Origin of the sequence: Chthonomonas sp. (assembly GCF_035294165.1) — a bacterium.
Classification (GTDB): Bacteria; Armatimonadota; Chthonomonadetes; order Chthonomonadales; family Chthonomonadaceae; genus Chthonomonas.
On the sequence record NZ_DATGLN010000244.1, the window covers coordinates 1 to 6,636 of the forward strand.

Annotated in this window: 5 protein-coding genes; all 5 read left to right on the forward strand. The window is 55.6% G+C overall.

The features are described from left to right. Nucleotides 1–1,333: potassium-transporting ATPase subunit KdpA (gene kdpA, locus VKV29_RS13705; RefSeq protein WP_324201879.1), on the forward strand; the 1,333-nt coding region annotated here is incomplete at its 5' end. Between the two features lie 12 nt (nt 1,334–1,345). Continuing rightward, nucleotides 1,346–3,451 (forward strand): potassium-transporting ATPase subunit KdpB, encoded by a 2,106-nt coding sequence (kdpB, locus tag VKV29_RS13710; RefSeq protein WP_324201880.1) that lies wholly within the window; start codon nt 1,346–1,348, stop codon nt 3,449–3,451. Nucleotides 3,452–3,473: 22 nt separating this feature from the next. Beyond that, nucleotides 3,474–4,103, forward strand: coding sequence for a potassium-transporting ATPase subunit KdpC (gene kdpC / locus VKV29_RS13715; protein ID WP_324201881.1), 630 nt, complete (start codon nt 3,474–3,476; stop codon nt 4,101–4,103). An 8-nt stretch (nt 4,104–4,111) separates the two neighbouring features. After that, nucleotides 4,112–5,947 carry a sensor histidine kinase gene (locus VKV29_RS13720; protein WP_324201882.1) on the forward strand — a complete coding sequence of 612 codons (1,836 nt, stop codon included), beginning with the start codon at nt 4,112–4,114 and terminating at the stop codon, nt 5,945–5,947. Nucleotides 5,948–5,949: 2 nt separating this feature from the next. Further along, on the forward strand, nt 5,950–6,636 hold a 687-nt coding region (locus VKV29_RS13725; protein ID WP_324201883.1), incomplete at its 3' end, for a sigma-54-dependent transcriptional regulator.

The following is a 6,636-nucleotide window of genomic DNA, read 5'->3' on the forward strand; positions in this document are numbered from 1 at the left end:
CGTGGCCTTCATCCGTGGGTTTGCTCGTCGCACAGTGCGTGAAATCGGCAACTTTTGGGTAGATACCACACGGGCAACCCTCTACATTCTCTTGCCGCTCACCTTCATTTTGGCGCTGCTGCTGGTGTGGCAAGGGGTTCCTCAAAACTTCTCCCCCTATACCAAAGTGGTCACGTTAGAGGGGACGGCACAGCTTATTCCACAAGGGCCGGTGGCCTCTCAGGAGGCGATTAAGGAGTTGGGTACCAACGGAGGTGGCTTCTTTAATGCCAATTCGGCGCATCCCTACGAAAACCCCACCCCACTTACTAATCTTTTGGAGGTGCTGGCCATCTTTTTGATCCCTGCAGGCCTTACCTACACCTTTGGCAAAATGGTGGGCAATACCCGCCAGGGATGGGCGCTCTTTGCGGCCATGAGCGTTATGTTCTTGATAGGGGTCTTCTTCTGTTATCGGCAGGAACAGAGAGGTATCCCCCTACTTCAAAGGGCACCCCTTAGGCTTGAGCTTAAGCCATCGTCACTTCAGCCGGGTGGGAACATGGAGGGCAAAGAGATGCGATTTGGCATTGCGGCCAGTGCTCTTTTTGCAACGGTCACAACCGATACATCCTGTGGGGCCGTAAACGCCATGCACGACTCTTTTACCCCTCTTGGCGGGTTGGTTCCCCTCGTGAACATGATGACCGGCGAGGTGATCTTTGGAGGAGTGGGCTCGGGGCTGGCCGGCATGCTCGTTATCGCCGTTATCGCGGTATTCATCGCCGGACTTATGGTGGGTCGCACACCCGAATATCTCGGTAAAAAGATCGAAAAGTATGAGGTAACCATGGCGGTGCTGGTGATGCTCATTCATGCCGCCTCGGTGCTCGCTTTTACCGCCATCGCTTCCGACCTGCCTCTCTCCTCCCATAACCCTTGGAACCGGGTTAACGGAGGCACAACGTACCTGGGTGCTACCTACAACAACGTGAACAATGCCGGCCCTCACGGCTTCTCGGAAATTCTCTATGCGTTCACCTCGACCACCGACAACAACGGTTCGGCTTTCGCGGGGCTTACCGCCAACACTCCCATCTACAATCTGCTGCTGGGGCTGGCCATGTGGGTAGGGCGCTTCTTCATGCTCATTCCCGCCATCGCCATTGCGGGAAGTTTGGCGCGCAAAAAGCTGGTTCCGGCTACTGCCGGTACCTTCCCCACCGATTCGAGCACCTTTGTGCTTCTGCTCGTTGGCACCACCATCATCATTGGGGCACTCACCTTCTTCCCCGCGTTGGCCCTTGGGCCCTTTGCCGAGCAGTTTCAAGTGCTCAGCGGGAAACTCTTCTAAAAGGAGCAAACGATGCGAACCATACAAAATAACCGTAAGAATCCTGCTTCAGATAGAGCGTCGCATTCTGGAAAGCAAACCCTCTCTCTATTTGAGCCTACCCTCGTAAAAAATGCTGTGCGCGATGCCTTTCAAAAGCTCCATCCGCGCCTGGTTGCCCGTAATCCCGTGATGTTCGTGGTATGGGTCGGCAGTCTGCTCACCTCCTATTTCTGGATAAAGCAGCTAATCACCCATACAGGCCAACCGCTTTTTACCGGTCAGGTGGCGCTTTGGCTCTGGTTTACCGTTCTCTTTGCGAACTTTGCCGAGGCGATGGCCGAAGGACGCGGGAAGGCACAGGCAGAGAGCCTTCGTAAAACCAAAACAGATACCTTGGCACGCAAGCTGGTTAATGGGAAAGAGGAGCGAGTGCCGGCCACCCAACTGCGCAAGGGCGATGTGGTGGTGTGTGAGGCAGGCGATATCATCCCCGGCGATGGGGAGGTTATCGAGGGGATTGCCAGCGTGGATGAATCGGTGATCACAGGCGAATCGGCCCCTGTTATTCGAGAGGCCGGGGGGGATCGAAGCGCGGTAACGGGCGGAACGAAAGTGCTGTCCGACCGCATCGTCATCCGCATTACCGCCAACCCCGGCGAGACCTTTATAGACCGTATGATCGCCCTGGTGGAGGGGGCTCAACGCCAGAAAACCCCGAACGAGATCGCCCTCTCTATTCTGTTGTCGGGCCTTACCATCATCTTTCTGCTGGTTTGTGTTACGTTGCCTCCCTTCGCCGATTTTGCTGTGCGCGTTACACAGTCCGGCCAATCGCCCTCCGTTACCGTTTTGGTTGCCCTGCTTGTTTGCCTTATCCCAACCACCATCGGTGGGCTGCTCTCCGCCATCGGGATCGCCGGCATGGATAGGGTGATGCAGCACAACGTGCTGGCCAAGTCGGGCAAGGCGGTGGAGGCCGCCGGCGATATTGACACCATTCTGCTGGATAAAACGGGCACCATCACCCTCGGCAACCGCCAGGCAGTGGAGTTTATTCCGCTTCCCAATGTAAAGATGGAGGATTTGGTGGATGCAGCCCAGCTCTCCAGTTTGGCCGACGAAACCCCTGAGGGACGCAGCATTGTGGTGCTCGCCAAAGAGAAATACGGCCTTCGACGGAGAGAGCTGGCTGCCCATCATGCCGAGTTCGTTCCCTTCTCGGCTCAAACGCGCATGAGCGGCATCAATATGGATGGTCAGCAGATTCGTAAGGGGGCGGCGGAGGCCATTAAGCGTCATGTGCTCTCTTTGGGCGGTGAAATTCCCTGTGAACTCGATCCCATCGTAACCAACATCTCACAAAAAGGCGGTACCCCGCTTGCCGTCGCTAAAAACGAGCGTATTCTCGGCGTCATCTACCTAAAAGATGTGGTAAAGGGGGGTATTCGAGAGCGCTTCGAGCAGCTCCGTTCTATGGGCATCCGCACCGTTATGATCACCGGCGATAACCCTTTAACGGCCAAGACGATCGCGGAAGAGGCCGGTGTAGACGACTTTCTCGCCGAGGCCACCCCCGAAATGAAGCTGGCGCTTATCCGCCAAGAGCAGGCGGCGGGAAAGCTGGTGGCCATGACAGGAGATGGCACCAACGATGCGCCGGCGCTGGCCCAGGCCGATGTGGGCTTAGCGATGAACAGCGGCACCCAAGCGGCCAAAGAGGCGGGCAACATGGTAGACCTCGATAGCAATCCCACGAAACTCATTGAGGTGGTGGAGATCGGGAAACAGCTTCTTATGACACGGGGGGCGCTTACCACTTTTAGCATCGCCAACGATGTGGCCAAGTATTTCGCCATCTTGCCGGCGATATTTGCCCCTATCTATCCCGCTCTCAACGCGCTCAATATCATGAAGCTAACCAACCCCGAATCGGCCATCTTGGCAGCAGTCATCTTCAATGCGCTCATCATCATAGCGCTGATTCCGCTAGCCCTGAAAGGAATCGCCTATCGGCCGTTGGGGGCAGCAGCCATCCTGAGAAGAAATCTGCTGATCTATGGGTTAGGCGGTATCATCGCTCCATTCCCAGGGATTTGGCTGCTAGATCGCCTCTTGGTCTTGCTACATCTCGCTTAAATCAACGAAGGAGAACGATAGTATGAGAACTCAATTACGCCCTGCCATCGTTAGCGTTCTGGCTTGGACGATCCTGCTGGGGTTGGTTTTCCCCGGCGTGGTCACCATTGTCGCCAATATCCTCTTTCCGTTTCAAGCGCACGGCAGCCTCATCGTGCGTAACGGCAAAGTGGTTGGCTCGGAGCTGATAGGGCAAAACTTCGCGCTTCCTATCTATTTTCACCCACGTCCTTCGGCGGCAGGCAACGGCTACGACCCCACCAGTTCCGGAGGAACCAATCTGGCTCCTACGACGGATAAACTGATCAATGGCGTACATCACGGCCTGAAGGCCACCGACAACTTCGACGGAATAAAAGACCTGGCTACAGCCTACCGTCAAGAGAACAACCTATGGAGCACAACGCCCCTACCTACCGACGCCGTTACCCGTTCCGGCAGCGGGCTGGACCAAGACATCAGCGTTGAAAACGCTCTCTTGCAAGCCCCTCGCGTGGCCAAAGCACGAGGAGTGGAGGTTGGCGGTGTCCTGCAGCTTATTCGCGACTATACACAACCGCGGCAGTTCGGCCTTCTTGGCGAGCCACGTGTTAACGTTTTACGCCTAAACCTTGCCCTCGACCGGCTCTATCCCATCACAAAGAGGCAATAGAAGCAAAAATGTATAATGTGCGCACCCAGTTTCTCATCGGCTATCTCATCCTCATCTTTATTTTGATGGGGGTGATTGTAGGAGGGATTCTGCAGGTGCGCCATCTAGGCACCTCGGTAGACCGCATCTTGAAGAACAACTATATTAGCGTGGTGGCTGCCGAGAACATGAAAGAGTTTCTGGAGCGTCAGGATAGCGCAGCCACCTTCTACCTTGCCGGGCAGGTAGGGAAAGCGCGAAAGCAGTATCAGTTCTTTAGACCGCTTTTTGCCCAAGCGGCGGATGTCGAGGCCCATAACATTACAGAGCCGGGCGAACAGCAGCTTTCCGACGACATCCAGCGCCAATTCGCCAGGTATCAGAAAGCAATAGAACGATTGCTTTATGCAAACCCTCCTATGCCGCCCGAGCAGGCGCGTGCCTACTATTTTCATGTGCTCGAACCGGCTTTTTTGCGGCTTAAGCAGCGGGCGCAAGACGTGCTCGATCTAAACCAAGAGGCCATTGTTAAGGCAGATAAACGCGCAAGAACCGAGGCTCGACGTGCTTTTTGGATGGGCATTACGGCCTCGGTGCTCGCTCTGGGTTTGGCGCTTTTCTTCTCCTACAAAATGGTCAATTCCGCCCTCTCTCCTCTACGTTCGTTGGTACGTCAAGCCGAGGAGATAGGGGCGGGGCATTTTAATCAGCGCATTGAGGTTCACCGCACCGATGAGATCGGTGCACTTGCGCGTGCCTTCAACCGGATGGCCGAGAGGCTTCAAGAGGCGCGCCGTGTTGAAGAGGAGCGCTATCAACGCGCGGAACGCATGTCGGAAGCGGCGTTGGAAAGCCTTTACGACCCGGTGATAGTGGCCGATGCAGAGGGGAAGTTGGTGCATGTAAACCGCGCTGCCGAGGGGCTTTTTGGCCCAGAGGCAAGCCTAGTTGGGAAACCGATTGATGAGGCCATCCGCGATAGGAGCATCGTTGCTGCGCTACACAAGGCTATTCATCAACAAAGCGCCTCGGTGGCCGAGGATGAGGCCGGTATGGTTGACCTGGAGTATGCCGGCATTCCACGAACCTACCGCTTGCGCACCACCCCGATGAAGTCGGCGGAGGGAGCGCTGCTGGGCGCCGTGGCCGTTTTGGAAGACATTACCCACCTGCGCCAACTCGACCGACTTAAAACCGAGTTCATCGGCATCGCCTCGCATGAGTTGCGCACGCCGGTGACCTCGCTGCAACTCTCGGTAGACCTCCTTCAAGAGGGCACTCTCGGCCCGCTAACCCCCGAACAGCAAGAGGTTATCCGATGCCAGAAAGAGGACCTACAGCGCCTAGACCGCATGATGCGTGATCTCCTCGACATCACACGTCTTGAAACGGGCGCAACCCCGCCTCGATTCGAGATCGTATCGGCAGCACAGCTTGTTCAAAACGCCGTTGAGGCCATAGAACCTCAGGCGAAAGCGAAGAATCTACAACTGAACGTCGAAGTATCTCCCCTATTACCCCAGCTTCGAGCCGACCCTGCCCAGATCAATCGCGTGCTGCTCAACCTGCTCAACAACGCCGTCCGCTTCACCGCTGAGGGAGGGCAAATTCATGTAAAGGCCTACGCGGAGGATGGAAAGGTCTTCTTTTCGGTGAAGGACACGGGTATCGGCATTCCACCCGAGTACCTTCCGCGCATCTTCGAACGGTTTGTGCAGGTGCCTGGGGTGGCGCGTAGTGGGGCAGGGTTAGGGCTTTCTATCGCACAGACCATTGTGAAGGCGCACGGAGGTCAGATAACCGTGGAGAGCACGCCTGGGAAAGGCAGCACTTTTGCCTTCTATCTACCTGTTAAGGAGCTTTGAAAATGGCCCGCATTCTTGTTATAGACGATGAACCCAATATCTGCCGTATGCTTCAACTTACGTTGCGAGCTGCTGGCCATGAGGTTGAAGTGGCCTATGACGGCCTCGAAGGCATCGCTAAGTTCGGAAATGGGGACGCATGGGACCTCGTTTTGTTAGACCAAAGAATGCCCGATGTGGAGGGCCTATACGTTCTGAAAGAGCTGAAGGAGCGCGATCCTGATGCAAAGATCATCATGATCACGGCTTTTGGAACGATAGACCTCGCCGTTTCCGCCATGAAACTGGGAGCTACCGACTTTTTGCGGAAGCCTTTTACGGCGAAAACTCTTCGAGGTGCCGTAGATGCGGCTTTGAATAGGGAGATGGTGAGCACTGCAGAGTCGCATGGGCTGACCTACGGATTTACCACGGTCAACGGCTATCACATTGAGTTTCAACCGGATACCGCTCTCTATACCGGGGGGAAGTTTGAACAGACGTTCACCGTCACCAGCCCATCGGGAGAGCAAAGCCGGTGTAAGGTGGTTCTCTTACCGCATATTATGGAGCTTGTAAAAGCTTATGCCGATAGAGAGCAGTTTGCAGGCGGAAGTCGTTTTTGGCAAGCCCTGTGCGAAGAGGCTTTGGCCAACTATCTCTGGCAACACGCCGAACTCCCTCCTAATGGGGTGTTACAGGTAGATGAG

What these genes read in the sequence shown, in the direction of transcription:
- kdpB (WP_324201880.1), top strand. Translation starts at nt 1,346, where the DNA reads ATGCGAACCATACAAAATAACCGTAAGAATCCTGCTTCAGATAGAGCG.
- kdpC (WP_324201881.1), top strand. Translation starts at nt 3,474, where the DNA reads ATGAGAACTCAATTACGCCCTGCCATCGTTAGCGTTCTGGCTTGGACG.
- VKV29_RS13720 (WP_324201882.1), top strand. Translation starts at nt 4,112, where the DNA reads ATGTATAATGTGCGCACCCAGTTTCTCATCGGCTATCTCATCCTCATC.